The following is a 15,039-nucleotide window of genomic DNA, read 5'->3' as shown; positions in this document are numbered from 1 at the left end:
ATGCCGCCCATGGTGCCAACGTGCCGCCGCGGAGTCGCGGGATGCTGACCGGCGAACGAGTGACGCTCGACCCGGTGCGGCAGGCCGACCTGGCCGCGTTCTACGAGGCGCAGGTCGACCTCGCGAGTCGCGGCGCCTACTTCCCGCTCACGGTCGTCTCGGAGTCGGTGCTCGCCGCGCGGTTCGCCGCGACCGGCTTCTGGGAGCGCGACGAGGGCACGCTCCTGATCCGCGACCACGATGCCCGCATCACCGGCCACATCGAGTTCTTCATGCCCGTCGACTACTGGGATGCGTACGAGCTGTCGTACCGGCTCTACGATTCGGCGCACGCGGGCCGCGGTTACGTGACGGAGGCGGTGCAGCTGCTCGTCGACTACCTCTTCGGCACCAAGAAGAAGCACCGCATCCAATTGGTGATCGTGCCCGGCAACGCCGCCAGCCGGCGCATCGCCGAGAAGTGCGGATTCACGTACGAGGGCGTCGCGCGCGGAGCCTTCTTCAACGCGGGGGCCAATCACGACGTGGCCGTCTACAGCCTGCTGCGCACCGATCCGCGTCCCTGGAGCGCGAGCGAACGCGAGTGACGCGTCCGGTATCGCAGACACGAGTGGTGGCGGATGCCTCGGCTCGCGGCATCCGTCGTTGCTAGCGTCTGACCATGGGCACCGCCGCGCTTCCGAACGATCCGCTCTGGCCACGGGCCGGTGACTGGCCGCCGCTCGATGCGCTCGGCGCGGGGGAGCGGGCCGATCTCGCCCTCCTCGGTGTGCCGGCGTTCGCCACCTCGCTCTCGCCGACGGGCGCGCATGCGACGCCCGCCGCGATCCGCGCGGCCCTGCGTCGCTACAGCCCGACGCTCATGGCCGATCGCGGCCATCGTGGCGACGCGGGTTCGCTCGACGACCTCGTGTTCGCCGATGCCGGAGACGTCACCGAGCCAGACGGGCCCGAAGGCGAGGCGCGCGTGCGCTCTGCGGTCGCCGCCGCCTCGGCCCGGGCGGGCACGGTCGTCGCGCTCGGCGGGGACAACTCGCTGACCTCGTCCGTCGCACTCGGCGTGTGGGGCGATCGGCTCGCGACGGCGGGGCTCATCACGCTCGATGCGCACTACGACCTGCGCGACGGCGTGAGCAACGGTTCGCCAGTGCGCCGCTTGCTCGAAGCAGGGCTCGACGGTCGCCGCATCGTGCAGATCGGCATCGCCGATTTCGTGAACTCCCGCGAGTACGCCGATCGGGCTCGTGACGCGGGCATCACCGTCGTGCATCGCGACGAGCTGCACCGCCGCCCGATGGACGACGTGTTCGCCGAGGCGCTCGAGATCGCGGGCGCGGGCGGCGGCCCCATCCACGTCGATCTCGACGTCGATGTCTGCGACCGGGCCGTGGCGCCGGGATGCCCCGCATCGGTGCCCGGCGGCATCTCGGCGTACGAACTCCGGCAGGCGGCGCGTGCGGCCGCGGCCGACGCTCGCGTGGAGGCGGTCGACCTCGCCGAGGTCGATGCCACCGCGGACGCGCCGGACGGGCGTACCGTACGACTGGCGGCGCTCTGCGTGCTCGAGGTCGCCGCGGGCATCGCACTGCGCTGAGCAGGATGCCTCGATCGAGACGCGCACGATGAACACGGGAATGGAATCATGAAGACTGTCCTGCTGGTGCGGCACGCCAAGTCGAGCTGGGGCGACCCGAACCTTCCCGACCATGAGCGACCACTGAATCATCGCGGCCGGCGCGATGCGCCGAGGGCGGGCGAACGACTGCGGGAGCGCGGCGCCGTTCCCGACGTGATCGTGACGAGTACGGCGGTGCGCGCCCGGTCGACGGCGGTGATCCTCGCGCAGGCGCTCGGCCTCGGATCCGATCGAATCGTGGAGGACGGCCGTCTCTACGGTGCCTCCCCGGACGGCTTGGTCGACATCATCCGTGCCCTCGACGACGAGCTGACCAGCGTGATGCTGGTCGGCCACAATCCCGAGATCGGCGAACTCGCTTTCCAGCTCTCGGATGAGATCGCCGAGATGCCGACCTGCGCCGTCGCCGAGTTCCAGTACGACGTCTCGGAGTGGACCGAGGTCGGCGCGGTCGCGCCGGTCGGGGTGGTGTTCGAGGCTCCTCCTCGCGACCGGTGACGACACGCCCGCAGGTGACGAGTGCGATCGACCTCGCCGAGGACGATGCCAGCGCGGATGCGCCGGACGGGCGTACCGTACGAATGGCGGCACTCTGCGTGCTGGAGGTCGCGGCGGGCAGGCACTGCGCTGAGCAGTCGTGCACGCGACCGGCCCGACGGAAGGACGCACAGTGAAGACCCTCGTGCTCATGCGCCACGCGAAGTCGAGCTGGGACTCGCCAGGACTCGTCGACCACGATCGCCCGTTGAACGATCTCGGAAGGCAGGACGCCCCGCGCATGGGCCGGCGACTCTTCGAGCGCGGCATCGAACCCGACGTGATCGTCACGAGCACCGCGGAGCGGGCACGGTCGACGGCCGCGCTGGTCGCCGGTGAACTCCGCACCCCGGCCCGTCGCATCGTCGCCGACGAGCGGCTCTACGCCGCGTCCGTCGACACGATGCTGCGGGTCATCCGCTCGCTCGACGACCGGCTCTCGGTCGCGATGCTCGTCGGCCACAACCCCGAGATGACCGACCTCGCGACCCGCTTCTCGAAGGGGGCCGAAGCGATGCCGACGGCGGCGATCGCGGTCTTCACGTTCGACGCGGCATCCTGGGCCGACGTCCGCACCGCGACGAGCGCGGGCGACGTGGCCGTGGTGCCGGTCGCGGTGATGTTCGACGCTCCCGACCGCTCGCACGATCGGTACCGGTGACAGCAGCCTCCGGCGTCACTAGTGTCGATGCCAACGGAGGGAGCGCCATGTCGTTCATCACCAGGGGATTCAGCGGACGCAGCCGTGAGCGCGACGAACGACTGCCACCCGGCCAGACCCTCGTCCACGACTTCCCGGTGCTCTCGGCGGGGCCGACGCCCGACGTCGACACGGCAGAGTGGGAGTTCACGATCCGCACCGAGTCGGACGTGCATCGCTGGAACTGGGACGAGTTCACCTCCCTCGCGATCGACGACGTCGACACCGACATCCACTGCGTCACGCACTGGTCGAAGCTCGGCACGAGCTGGCGCGGCGTCTCGCTCGACACGCTCTTCGAGCACGTCGAGACCGAGCAGGAGTTCGTCATGGCGCACAGCTACGGCGGCTACACGACGAACGTGCCGCTCGATGAGCTGCTCGACGGCAAGGCGTGGGTCGCGTTCGAGTTCGACGGCGAGCCGCTCGAGCCCGAGCACGGCGGGCCGGCGCGGCTGCTCGTGCCGCACCTCTACTTCTGGAAGAGCGCCAAGTGGGTGCGCGGCCTCGTGATGATGGAACAGAACGAGCCCGGATTCTGGGAGCAGAACGGATACCACCTCCACGGGGACCCGTGGACGGAGGAGCGCTACTGGTGAGCGGCATCTCGACGCGAGCGTCGATGCCGGCCCCGCCACCGGATGCCGCGGCGCCCGCCGTGCCCCGATCGGGCTGGCACGTCGCGACCGTGGCGTCGACGCGCCGCGAGACGCCGAACGCGTCCCGGCTCGAACTCGAGGTCGACGGATGGCCCGGCAACGCTGCCGGCCAGCACCTCGACGTGCGGCTCACTGCGCCCGACGGGTACACCGCGACCCGTTCGTACTCCATCGCCTCGTCTGGTGCGGGCACGCGGGTGACGCTCGCCGTCGACAAGCTGCCCGACGGCGAGGTCTCGCCGTACCTCGTCGACGAGGTACGGGCCGGCGACCTGCTCGAGGTGCACGGGCCGCTCGGCGCGTTCTTCGTGTGGGCGCCGGATGCCTCGGCAGCGGGCGACCCGGGCGGCGCCGCCGCGGGCGGGTTCCGGCCGGTTCAGCTCATCGCCGGCGGCTCGGGTGTCGTGCCGCTCTTCGCGATGGCCGAAGCCCACGGGGCTGCCGAAGACCCGACGCCGTTCCGCCTGCTCTACTCGGTGCGGAGCCCCGACGACGTCTACTTCGCCGACGAGCTGCACCGGCTCGTCGAGGCATCCGCCCCATTGCAGCTCGACCTCGTCTACACGCGCCGCTCGCCCGCGGGATGGCCGACGCCGCCCGCGCGCATCACGCGCGACATGCTCGAGGCGGCCGTCATCCCCGCGGCCGAGCGACCGCGCGTCTTCGTCTGCGGTTCGACGGGCTTCGTCGAGCGCGTCGCCGACTGGCTCGTCGAGCTCGGCCACGATGCGCGGTCGATCCGCACTGAGCGATACGGAGGCACCTGATGCAGCACGTCGACGGCAACGCCCTGGCGGGCCCCCTCGCCGAGTTCTTCAGCTTCGACGCCACCACCGCGACGGCGCGGTGCAACGGCTGCGGCGCGATCGGCGAGCTCGCCCGCGCGATGGTCTACCGCAGCGGCGCGGGCACCGTCGTGCGCTGCAGCACCTGCGACCACGTGCTCGCGACCCTCGTCGAGACGGCCGACCGCGCCTGGATCAGCCTCAGCGGCATCAGCGCGATCGAGGTGCGGCGCGGGTGACGAGTACGGCTCGCGATGACCCCTCCCGAACGAATGAACGCGTGACAGGGGTGCGAGCCGAGGGGTAGCGTGAGCGAAGTGCTCGTCTCGAGACGGGGGGTCTCATGAGCGCTCGGAGTCGTCGACCCGGTCGATCGCGCATGGCTGCGGCCGTGATCGGGGCGATCATCGCGTTCCTGATCGTGCCGAGCGGTGCGGTCTGGGCCGATGAGATCGGGCCATCACCTGCGCCGCCCGCCACGGAGGTGGCGGACCCCGCCGCCGCGACCCCGCCGGCCTCGGCGACGCCCGAACCCGGGGATGAGGCGACCGAGGGCGAGTCGACCGAGGAGAGCGAGCCGACCGAGGTCGGCGCGGAGCCGACGGCGGCAGAGCCCGAAGCGGCGCTCGAGCCCGTCGTGCCGATCGCCCCGACGGTGCCGCTCTCGGTCGACACGCTGGTCTCGGCGCCGAGCGTCGCCCCGGCACCGGAAGCGCTCGCCGCGGAGGTCATCCCGCTCGTCGCACCTGTGCCGCCCGTCGCGGCATCCGATGCCGCGCTGATCGCGTGGGTCGGCGCGACCGAGCCGGCGACGAAGATCACCCTGCAGGCGGCGCTCAACGCCGTTCCAGCGGGCGGCACGGTCGGTGTCGTGCCCGGCGCCTATCGCTTCGTCAGCCAGCTTGTCGTCGCCCGGAGCACGGTCGTCACGGCATCCGCCGCCACCACGCTCTACGGAAGGTGGCTCGTGAACGCGGGCGGCCTCAGCGCCGACGGGATCACGCTCAGCGCGGCGGCCAACAGCCAGAGCGTCGTGACGCTCGGCGCCGCGGCGGCGGATGTCGCATTGACCGACCTCGTGATCACGAACTCGACATCCGACGGGTCGACGCCGTTCACCGCGACGACCGGCATCAACCTGGCGGCATCGCAGCGAACGCAGGTGATCCGGCCCGCGATCACCGACGTCTCGATCGCGCTCGCCCTCGCGACCTCGACCTCGACCAGGGTCGAGGACGCCGTCGTCAGCTCGGTCGCGACCGGTGCGTCGATCACGGCCGCCAACGCGAACGCCGGCCCGGTGTTCGCGGGCGGTTCGTTCACCGTCACCGCCGCGGGCATCGCCCTCGGCGCCACCGGAGCTCCGTCCATCACCGGCGTCACCATGCTGGGTGCCGGCGTCGGGGTCGGCGTCAACGTCAACAACGCCACCGCGCTGACACTGGCCGACTCCTCGGTCACGGGCTTCGCCAGCGGTGTCGTGCTCGCCAATGCCAACGCCGGTGCGGGGCCGACCATCACGAACACCACGGTCGGCGCAGCGACGATGGGCGTGAACCTCGGCACCTCCCAGACGCCGCAGCTCGACACGGTGACGGTCACGGGTACCGGCGTCGCCGGGACGACCTACGGCATCTACCTCGCGAACTCCACCGGGGCCGTCATCCAGACCTCTGCCGTCTCGGGATTCGCGAGAGGCATCTACGCGGTCGATGCGAGCGCCGTCGCCGGGCCGTCGATCACCGCCGGCACGATCGCGGCGAGCTCGGTCGGCATCGGCCTCGGCGCGACGACCGGCGCGAGCGTCACGGGAATGCAGCTCATCGGGCCGGGCGCCGGAACGACGTACGGGGTCAACGTGCTCAACGCCTCCGACGTGACACTCGCCGATCTCGTCGTCACGGGATTCAACCGGGCGATCCAGGCCGCCCCCGACAACGCCGGCACGGGACTGCGGGTCACCGCCCCGACGATCGTGGCCGTCGGCGCGAAGTCCGTCGGCGTCGGGCTCGGCTCCATGGTCGATGCCGTCGTGGACGGGGCGAACATCTCGGGCGACGGCGCGGCGGGCTCCACGGGGATCGCGCTGGGCCGGGCGCCCGCCGCGACCGTGACCGACCCCGTCATCTCCGGTGTCGTCTGGGGCATCCAGGAGCAGCGGGTCACCCTCGCCGCTCCGATCGCCGGACCCGCGATCACCGGGGCGCGGATCACGGGCGTGAGCAGCGGCATCTACCTCGCGAGCAGCTCGGGTGCCACCGTCACCGACACCGTGCTCGACATGACCGGCGACGGCATCACGGGCCATGAGGCGCAGGACGTCACGATCGACGGCGCGCAGATCACGGGACATCCGTCGTCGACGCCGCTCGCGCAGCAGGGCAGCAACGGCATCCGCTTCTACTACTCCGCGGCGATCGCGGTGGCCGACGTCCACGTCACCGGCGGTGCCACCGCGTTCTACTGGGACATGACCGACGGGGCGACGGTCGAGGACTCGTCGGCGACGCGGACCGAGTGGTGGGCGACGTATGCGGAGTCGGTCACCGGGTACGTCGTGCGCGACAGCACCTTCGATGCGAACGCCGCGATCGGCAACCTCACGATCAACCCGTCGAACGTGCCTCCCCTCGACCTCGCGAGGGTCAGCAGCGACGTGCTCTTCACCGGGAACACCTTCACGGACAACCCGAAGGGGCTCTACCTGCCGCTCGGCGCCAGGGACATCGCGCTCGCCGGGAACGACTTCTCGGGCACCGCCGAGTACGTCGTGCTTGCGGCCCCGGTGCACGGGCTCGAGATCACCGGAAACCGCATCGACTTCGAACCCGCCTCCGCTCGAGCCGAGGCGATCGCGGTGCGACCGCTGTACGAAGACCTCTACACACCGGGTTCGGCATCGTCGTCGGGCATCAGCATCACCGAGAACGTCTTCACCGGTTCGGGCCCGTTCCTCGGTGTCGGGAGCCCGCCGCCGCTGCTCGGCGATCCCATCCGACTCGGCGACCCCGTCGCGATCGGAGTGGAGCTCCCCGCCCCGCCGCCCGACGACATGCCGGGCCTCGACGGCGGGACGCCGCCACCCGACCCGGAGTTCGCACTGCTCGGCCTGTCGATCGTGCCGTTCGCCATGGTGGCGCCGGTCGAAGGGCGGCGCAGCCTGAGCGACACGATCCACGTCGCCCTCAACACGTTCCCGAAGGACTCGATCGCGATCGTCGCGCACCCGAACGCCGAGGTCGGCGAGGACTCTGACCCGACGAACGACATGATCGGCGGGAACGTCGCCGTCGACGCCCGTGAGGAGACCGAGGACGGTCAGAACGACTGGGGATCCCCGTGCGGTCCGCGAGTCGAAGCCACCGGCTACGACGGCGGCGGGGCATTCATCCTCGAGGTGCGCACGACCCAGGTGCTCTACCCGGAGTTCTGCGGCCCTGAGCCTCCGGTACCGCCCGCGCCGGCGCCTGGTGGCGGGTCCGCCGCCGGCCTGGCGGTATCCGGTTGGGATCCGTCGACAGGGGCGCTGCTGGCCCTGCTGATGGCTGCGGCGGGCATCGTCGCGGTCGCCCGTGCACGCACGAGCCGCGTGCGAGCCCGGTCGAACGTCAGGCGATGACGGCGCCGTCCTTCCAGACGCGCCCGATGAGCGGCACGCCCGGCCGGTAGGCGAGGTGCACGTGGCTCGGCGCCGCGAGCTCCACGAGGTCGGCCCGCATGCCAGGCCGGATCGCACCGACATCCGTTCGCCGCAGAGCCGCTGCCCCGCCCGCGGTCGACGCCCAGAGCGCCTCGGCGGGGGTCATGCCCATGTCGCGCACGGCGACGGCGATGCAGAACGGCAGGGAGCTCGTGAAGCTCGAGCCCGGGTTGCAGTCGCTCGCGAGGGCGACCGTCACGCCGGCCTCGATGAGCCGGCGCGCATCGGGGTAGGGCTGGCGGGTCGAGAAGTCGACGCCCGGCAGGAGGGTTGCGACGGTGTCGGATGACGCGAGCGCCGCGACATCCGCATCGCTCAGGTAGGTGCAGTGGTCGACGGAGGCGGCGCCGAGCTCGACCGCGAGCTGCACGCCGGGCCCTTCGCCGAGCTGGTTGCCGTGCACCCGCACGCCGAGGCCGGTCGCGGCGCCGGCTTCGAGCACGCGTCGCGACTGCTCGGCGGTGAAGGCGCCGCGCTCGCAGAACGCGTCGACCCAGCGCGAGTGCGGCGCGCACGCGGCGAGCATCTCCCCGATGACGAGGTCGACGTAGGCCTCGGCGGCGCGGTCCGCATCGCCGCCGAACGCCGGGTCCTCGCGGAACTCGAACGGCACGACGTGCGCGCCGAGGAAGGTCACCTCGTCGGTCACCTCGCGGGCGAGACGCACGAGACGCGCCTCATCGGCGACCGACAGGCCGTAGCCCGACTTGATCTCGAAGGTCGTGGTGCCCTGGGCGTGCAGCTCTGCGACGAAGCCGGCGAGTCGGGCCCGCAGCTCGTCGTCGCTCGCGGCACGGGTCGCGGCGACCGTCGAGCGGATGCCGCCGGCCTCGTACGGCTGCCCGGCCATGCGTGCGGCGAACTCCGCGGCGCGGTCGCCGCCGAAGACGAGGTGCGAGTGGCTGTCGACGAAGCCCGGGAACACGGCCCGGCCGCCGGCGTCGACGACCTCGACCTCGGCATCCCAGAGGGAGCGGTGCTCGTCGCCGTCCCGACGGTCCTCGCGTTCGGTGCGCCGCTCGCCTCGCTCGGCCACCCGCTCGTCGGCGTGCGTCGCGCTGCCGACCCACGCGATGCGGCCGTCTTCGACGAGCACGGCGGCGTCGCGCACGATGCCGAGCGGCCCGGCCTCGCGATCGGGCGAGGGGTCGTTGGTGACGAGCTCGCCGATGCCGGTCAGCAGCATGCGCCCCGCGGCGCCCCCGTCGCTCATGCCTCGAGCATAGGCACGCGCAGGCCGCGTTCGCGAGCGACCTCGACGGCGCGGTCGTAGCCCGCGTCGACGTGGCGCATGACACCGGTGCCCGGGTCGTTCACGAGCACTCGGGCGATCTTCTCGGCGGCGAGCTCGGTGCCGTCGGCGACGATCACCTGGCCGGCGTGGATCGAGCGGCCGATGCCGACGCCGCCGCCGTGGTGGATCGAGACCCACGTCGCTCCCGACGCGGTGTTCAGCAGCGCGTTCAGCAGCGGCCAGTCGGCGATCGCGTCGGAGCCGTCGGCCATGGCCTCGGTCTCGCGGTACGGGCTCGCGACCGAGCCCGAGTCGAGGTGGTCGCGGCCGATGACGACCGGCGCGCTCAGCTCGCCCGAGGCGACCATCTCGTTGAACTTCAGTCCGGCGAGGTGGCGCTCCTGGTAGCCGAGCCAGCAGATGCGCGCCGGCAGGCCCTCGAAGTGCACCTTCTCGCCGGCCTGGGTGATCCAGCGGCGCAGGTGCTCGTCGTCGGGGAAGAGCTCGAGAATGGCGCGATCGGTCGCGGCGATGTCGGCCGGGTCGCCCGAGAGCGCCGCCCAGCGGAACGGCCCCTTGCCTTCGGCGAAGAGCGGGCGGATGTAGGCGGGCACGAAGCCCGGGAAGGCGAACGCGCGGTCGTAGCCGCCGAGTTCGGCCTCGCGGCGGATCGAGTTGCCGTAGTCGAACACCTCGGCACCGGCATCCTGGAACTCGACCATCGCCTGCACCTGCTTGGCCATCGAGGCGCGGGCGCGCTCGGTGAACGCCTCGGGGTCGGATGCCGCGAGCTCGTGCCACTCGGCGACGCTCACGCCCTCGGGCAGGTAGCTCAGCGGGTCGTGGGCGCTCGTCTGGTCGGTCACGATGTCGATCGCGACGCCGCGGGCGAGGAGCTCGGGGAAGACCGTCGCGGCGTTGCCGACGATCCCGACGCTGAGTGGCGTGCGCGCTTCCTTGGCCGCGAGCACGCGGGCGATCGCATCGTCGAGGTCGGAGGTCATCTCGTCGAGGTAGCCGTGCTCGACGCGGCGGGCGAGGCGCGAGGCGTCGACATCGACGATGAGCACGACGCCCTCGTTCATGGTCACGGCGAGTGGCTGGGCGCCGCCCATGCCGCCGCAGCCGCCCGTGAGGGTCAGGGTGCCGGCGAGGCTGCCGCCGAATCGGGCGCGCGCGATCGCGCCGAAGGTCTCGTACGTGCCCTGCAGGATGCCCTGGGTGCCGATGTAGATCCACGAGCCGGCGGTCATCTGGCCGTACATCGTGAGGCCCTGCTGCTCGAGCTTCCGGAATTCGGGCCACGTCGCCCAGTCGCCGACGAGGTTGGAGTTGGCGATGAGCACGCGCGGCGCCCATTCGTGCGTGCGGAACACGCCGACGGGCTTGCCCGACTGCACGAGCAGCGTCTCGTCGGCCTCGAGGCCCTCGAGCGTGCGCACGATCGCGTCGAACGACTCCCAGTTGCGGGCGGCCTTGCCGGTGCCGCCGTAGACGATCAGGTCGTCGGGCCGCTCGGCGACCTCGGGGTCGAGGTTGTTCATGAGCATGCGCAGCGGCGCCTCGGTCTGCCAGCTCTTCGCGGTGAGCACGGGGCCGCGTGCGGCGCGAACGGTGCGGGGGCCGGCGGGTGCTGCGGTGGATGCGTCGGTCATGCTCCGATGCTCGCGCAACCGGCGGTCAGCGACAACGGATGTCGCGGGCATGCTGTCCGGGATCCCAGACGAGCCCGGACCGGCCGCGATGCTCGGTCGTTCCGGAGGTCAGCCGAGGCCGATGCCGCGAGCCGCCATGAACGGAACGGCGTCGACGGCGGTGCCGTCGAGACGCACCTCGAAGTGCAGGTGGCAGCCGGTGGATGCGCCCGTGCTGCCCACGGCGCCGATGAGCTGGCCGGCCGTGACCGCGTCACCGGGGTTGACGAGGATGCCGCCATCGGAGAGGTGCGCGTACCCGGTCGAGACGCCTGAGCCGTGCTCGAGCAGGATCCAGTTGCCGTAGCTGCCGTTCGTGCGGGCCTCGACGACGATGCCGCCCGTTGCGGCGAATACCGGAGAGCCGCAGCTCGCAGCGACATCCGTGCCTCGGTGGAACTCGTTCACGCCGGCGAGCGGCTTGTTCGGCCGGGGGCCGAAGCCGTCGGTCTGGTTGCCCGAGACCGGGGGAGCCCAGCCCTGCTCGCTCAACTGCCCCGCATCGCGCGGCAGCGAGTCGATGAACGAGACGCTCGTCGCAGCGACGCGCGTGCGCAGTCCGGAGAGATCGGAGCGGGCGGAAGCCACGGCGCGCTCGGCCTCGGCGACGGCGGCCTGCGCCGCCTCGACCGGCACGGCGTCGACGTTGGCCCAGGCCTCGGCGGCACGCTCCTCCGCGACATCGGCTTCGGCGGCACGCTTCTCGGCGATCTTCTGCAGCTTCTCGGCGTCGCCGGTGATCTGGTCGACGCGCGCGACTCCGCCGAGACCGGCGAGCAGGTCCTTGCCGGAGCCGAACGCGGCGGCCATCGAGGTGAGCGAGCTGTCGCCGCCGCGGGAGGCGGCGAATGCCGCGGCCCCGGCCGCGTCGGCGTCGGCGCGGGTCTCGTCGGCCTGATCCTGCAGTTGCTCCGCCAGGGCGCGTGCCTCGGTTCGCGTCGACTGGGCCGTCTCGAGTTCTGCTTCAGCCGTACGCAGCGCTGCGGTCGCGCGATCGAGCGCCGTGCGTGCTCCGAGCAGCGAGCTGAGCTGCGGGTCGCTGCCGCTCGAGATGCGGGCGTACGGGCCGGTGCCGATGAGCCGCGGGGTCGTGACGGGCGCGGAGGGCGTGACCGGCGGTGCGGTCGTCGGAGGCGTCGTGGCAGGCGGGTCGGTCGGAGTCGGTGTGGGAGTCGGAGTCGGTTCCGGTGTCGGCGTGGGAGTCGGTTCCGGTGTCGGTGTCGGCTCGGGCGTGGGAGTCGGCGTCGGCGTCGGCGTCGGTTCGGGCGACGGCGACGGTGACGGCTCCGGTTCAGTGGCATCGGTCGGATCGGTCGGTGCCGTACCCGTACCCGTGTCCGTCTCCGACGTCGTCGCCGGGGCTTCGGGAGGGGGGACCTCTTCTGCTGATGCGGTGGTGATACCCGAGATGCCCAGCACGATGACGGCCGCTGCGGCAGCCAAGGCGAGTCCGTCGGGCCGAGCGCGTCGCGCTCGGAACGGGTCGTGCAGGCCGGGCATTCGTTGCATCAGCGACATAGGGTTCCGTTCATATGCCGGCTTCGGGGGCCAGCATATGACTCAGTCTCTCAGCGCAGGCAGGTCGGCACAACACTTGAACGCGTCGATCTCGCGCCCTCTTCGGGGCACATGTCGACGCGGCTCAGTCGAGCGCGCCGACCGCCGACGTCGCAGCGACGACGACGTCGCCGTGCGCGACCATGCCCGAGATCGCTTCGATCTCGGGGGAGAGGAAACGGTCGGGTCCGGGCACCGCACCGGTCTCCGCAACGAGCACGACGACGGCCCCGGTCGCGGAACCGGGAGCGAGGGGCGCCCGAAGTGCGAGCCCGCGCGCCGCGGTCATGACCTCGATCGCGAGCACGCGGGAGAGCCCGTCGATGGCGCGGCGGAGCTTGCGCGCCGCCGCCCAGCCCATCGAGACGTGGTCCTCCTGCATCGCCGACGAGGGGATCGAGTCGACGGATGCCGGTGCCGCGAGCCGCTTCAGCTCGGAGACGATGCCCGCGGCGGTGTACTGCGCGATCATGAGGCCCGAGTCGACGCCGACCTCGTGCGCGAGGAAGGGCGGCAGGCCCTGGTTGCGCGCCCGGTCGAGGAACCGGTCGGTGCGCCGCTCGCTCATCGACGCGACATCCGCCACCGCGATCGCGATGAAGTCGAGCACGTACGCGACCGGTGCGCCGTGGAAGTTGCCGTTCGACTCGACGCGGCCGTCGAGCGTGAGCACGGGGTTGTCGACGGCGCTCGCGAGCTCGGCGTCGGCGACGGATGCCGCGTGCGCGAGCGTGTCGCGGGCGGCGCCGTGCACCTGCGGCGCGCAGCGGAGCGAGTACGCGTCCTGCACTCGAGTGCACTCGGGGCCCTTGTGGCTCGCGACGATGGGGGAGTCGGCGAGCAGGCGGCGCAGGTTCGAGGCCGAGATCGCCTGGCCGCGCTGCGGGCGGAGCGCGTGCAGGTCGGCGGCGAAGACGGCGTCGGTGCCCATGAGGCCCTCGACGCTCATCGCCGCCGCGATGTCGGCGGTGGTGAGCAGCATCCGCAGGTCGTCGATCGCGAGCGCGAGCATGCCGAGCATGCCGTCGGTGCCGTTGATGAGGGCGAGGCCCTCCTTCTCGGCGAGGTGGAGCGGCGCGATGCCGGCGGCGGCGAGGGCGCTCGATGCGTCCGCCGGCTCACCGGAGGCGTCGCGCACCTCGCCCTCGCCCATCGCCACGAGCGCGCAGTGCGCGAGGGGGGCGAGGTCTCCGGAGCATCCGAGCGAGCCGTACTCGCGCACGACGGGCGTGATACCGGCGTTCAGGATCGCCGCATAGGTCTCGGCGGTCTCGCGTCGCACGCCCGTGCGCCCGGTCATGAGGGTCGAGAGGCGCAGCAGCATGAGGGCGCGCACGACCTCTCGCTCGACCTCGGCCCCGGAGCCGGCGGCGTGCGAGCGCACGAGGCTCGCCTGCAGCTGCGCGCGGCGGTCCTCGGCGATGAACGTCGTGGCGAGCGCACCGAATCCCGTCGAGATGCCGTAGTGCGGCTCGGGGTCCGCGGCGAGGCCCTCGACGATCGCACGGCTCGCGGCGACGCCGTCGAGCGCGGCCGGGTCGAGCACGACGGATGCCCCGTGGCGCGCCACCGCGACGACGTCGTCGATGCCGAGAGGGCCCGTGCCGACGGTGACGGATGCCGCGGCGCGGGCGGGTGCTGTGGCGATGCTGCTCATACCTCCGATTCCACACCGCCCTCGTGCGCGCGGGAAGCGCGTGGACCGAGTCGCCGTCCGGTATCCCAGACTCCCGCGTAGGATGAGCTCGGAGGCGACGATGGAGCAATCGAAGGTGCCCGCGGCCGATCAGACGCTCGCGATCCTCACGCACCTCGCGTCGCAGCGCGGGCCCGTGCCCGCCGCGACGATCGCCTCGGCGCTCGGCATCCCGCGCTCGACGGCCTACCACCTGCTGGCCGTCATGCAGGAGCGCGGCTTCGTCGTGCACCTGCCCGAGGAGCGACGCTACGGCCTCGGCATCGCCGCCTTCGAGCTCTCGAGCGGCTTCTCGCGGCAGCAGCCGCTCGCACGCCTCGGCCGGCCGCTCGTCGCGACCCTCGTCGACCGGCTCGGCGAGAGCGGGCACCTCGCGGTGCTGCACGGGCGCGACGTGCTCTACCTCGTCGAGGAGCGCGCGCCCCGGCGACCCTCGCTCGTCACCGACGTCGGGGTTCGCCTGCCCGCGCACCTCACCGCCACCGGCCGGGCGATGCTCGCCGTGCTGCCGCCCGCGCAACTGCGCGCGCTCTACCCCGACAGGGCCGCGTTCGCCGGTCGTGCCGCACTCGACGGGTCCGAGGCGGAGTGGAGCTACGGGCGACTGAAGCGCGTGCTCGCCGTGGTGCGCGAGCAGGGCTGGGCCGGTGAAGACGGCGAGGTCACGGGCGGGCTCGCCTCGGTCGGCGCGGTCGTGCGCGATCACGTCGGCTGGCCGGCGGCGGGCGTCGCGGTGACGTATCCGGATGCCGCAGTCGAAGCGGACGTCGCCCGGTACGTGTCGGCGGTGCAGGAGGCGGCGTCGACGCTCGCGCGCCGCATCGGCACGCCGCGCTGAGCG

Annotated in this window: 13 protein-coding genes; 9 read left to right on the top strand and 4 right to left on the bottom strand. The window is 72.2% G+C overall.

The genetic code is table 11. The features are described 5' to 3' along the window. Positions 1-41 precede the first annotated feature (41 nt). The 8 genes from ACFCVM_RS08650 (at position 42) to ACFCVM_RS08615 (ending at position 7,936) form a co-directional block, all read left to right on the top strand. Positions 42-587, top strand: a complete 546-nt coding sequence (locus ACFCVM_RS08650) for a GNAT family N-acetyltransferase (protein ID WP_375835716.1) — start codon at positions 42-44, stop codon at positions 585-587. Positions 588-661: 74 nt separating this feature from the next. Then, positions 662-1,594 (top strand): arginase family protein, encoded by a 933-nt coding sequence (locus ACFCVM_RS08645; protein WP_375835715.1) that lies wholly within the window; start codon positions 662-664, stop codon positions 1,592-1,594. 48 nt (positions 1,595-1,642) lie between these two features. After that, positions 1,643-2,134, top strand: coding sequence for a histidine phosphatase family protein (locus ACFCVM_RS08640; protein WP_375835714.1), 492 nt, complete (start codon positions 1,643-1,645; stop codon positions 2,132-2,134). 172 nt (positions 2,135-2,306) lie between these two features. After that, positions 2,307-2,834, top strand: coding sequence for a histidine phosphatase family protein (locus tag ACFCVM_RS08635; protein ID WP_375835713.1), 528 nt, complete (start codon positions 2,307-2,309; stop codon positions 2,832-2,834). Between the two features lie 47 nt (positions 2,835-2,881). Beyond that, positions 2,882-3,472 carry a sulfite oxidase-like oxidoreductase gene (locus tag ACFCVM_RS08630; protein WP_375835712.1) on the top strand — a complete coding sequence of 197 codons (591 nt, stop codon included), beginning with the start codon at positions 2,882-2,884 and terminating at the stop codon, positions 3,470-3,472. After that, on the top strand, positions 3,469-4,299 hold the full coding sequence (locus ACFCVM_RS08625) for a ferredoxin reductase (RefSeq protein WP_375835711.1): 831 nt from the start codon (positions 3,469-3,471) through the stop codon (positions 4,297-4,299). The genes ACFCVM_RS08630 and ACFCVM_RS08625 overlap by 4 nt, the downstream gene beginning before the upstream one ends. After that, the gene (locus ACFCVM_RS08620) at positions 4,299-4,556 is read left to right on the top strand and encodes a DUF6510 family protein (protein WP_375835710.1); all 258 of its coding nucleotides are present in this window, start codon (positions 4,299-4,301) and stop codon (positions 4,554-4,556) included. The genes ACFCVM_RS08625 and ACFCVM_RS08620 overlap by 1 nt, the downstream gene beginning before the upstream one ends. A 140-nt stretch (positions 4,557-4,696) precedes the next feature. Next, entirely contained in the window at positions 4,697-7,936 is a 3,240-nt protein-coding gene (locus ACFCVM_RS08615; protein WP_375835709.1) for a NosD domain-containing protein, read from the top strand. On the opposite strand, the gene hutI is transcribed toward ACFCVM_RS08615, so the two are convergent. The 4 genes from hutI to hutH all read right to left on the bottom strand — a co-directional run bounded on the left by hutI (position 7,926) and on the right by hutH (position 14,159). Continuing rightward, entirely contained in the window at positions 7,926-9,230 is a 1,305-nt protein-coding gene (hutI, locus tag ACFCVM_RS08610; protein ID WP_375835708.1) for an imidazolonepropionase, read from the bottom strand. The two genes, ACFCVM_RS08615 and hutI, sit on opposite strands and share 11 nt — an antisense overlap. Next, positions 9,227-10,906 carry a urocanate hydratase gene (hutU, locus tag ACFCVM_RS08605; RefSeq protein WP_375835707.1) on the bottom strand — a complete coding sequence of 560 codons (1,680 nt, stop codon included), beginning with the start codon at positions 10,904-10,906 and terminating at the stop codon, positions 9,227-9,229. The genes hutI and hutU overlap by 4 nt, the downstream gene beginning before the upstream one ends. Before the next feature lie 108 nt (positions 10,907-11,014). Beyond that, positions 11,015-12,454 (bottom strand): M23 family metallopeptidase, encoded by a 1,440-nt coding sequence (locus ACFCVM_RS08600; RefSeq protein WP_375835706.1) that lies wholly within the window; start codon positions 12,452-12,454, stop codon positions 11,015-11,017. 133 nt (positions 12,455-12,587) lie between these two features. Further along, complete coding sequence (hutH, locus tag ACFCVM_RS08595) at positions 12,588-14,159, bottom strand: histidine ammonia-lyase (RefSeq protein WP_375835705.1); 1,572 nt, start codon at positions 14,157-14,159, stop codon at positions 12,588-12,590. A gap of 100 nt (positions 14,160-14,259) precedes the next feature. On the opposite strand from hutH, the gene ACFCVM_RS08590 reads away from it, so the two are divergent. Beyond that, the gene (locus ACFCVM_RS08590) at positions 14,260-15,036 is read left to right on the top strand and encodes an IclR family transcriptional regulator (RefSeq protein WP_375835704.1); all 777 of its coding nucleotides are present in this window, start codon (positions 14,260-14,262) and stop codon (positions 15,034-15,036) included. Positions 15,037-15,039: the final 3 nt, after the last annotated feature.

It is taken from the genome of Agromyces sp. NPDC056389, from assembly GCF_042262385.1.
Taxonomy (GTDB): domain Bacteria; phylum Actinomycetota; class Actinomycetes; order Actinomycetales; family Microbacteriaceae; genus Agromyces.
This window is presented reverse-complemented; position numbering and strand designations above follow the sequence as displayed.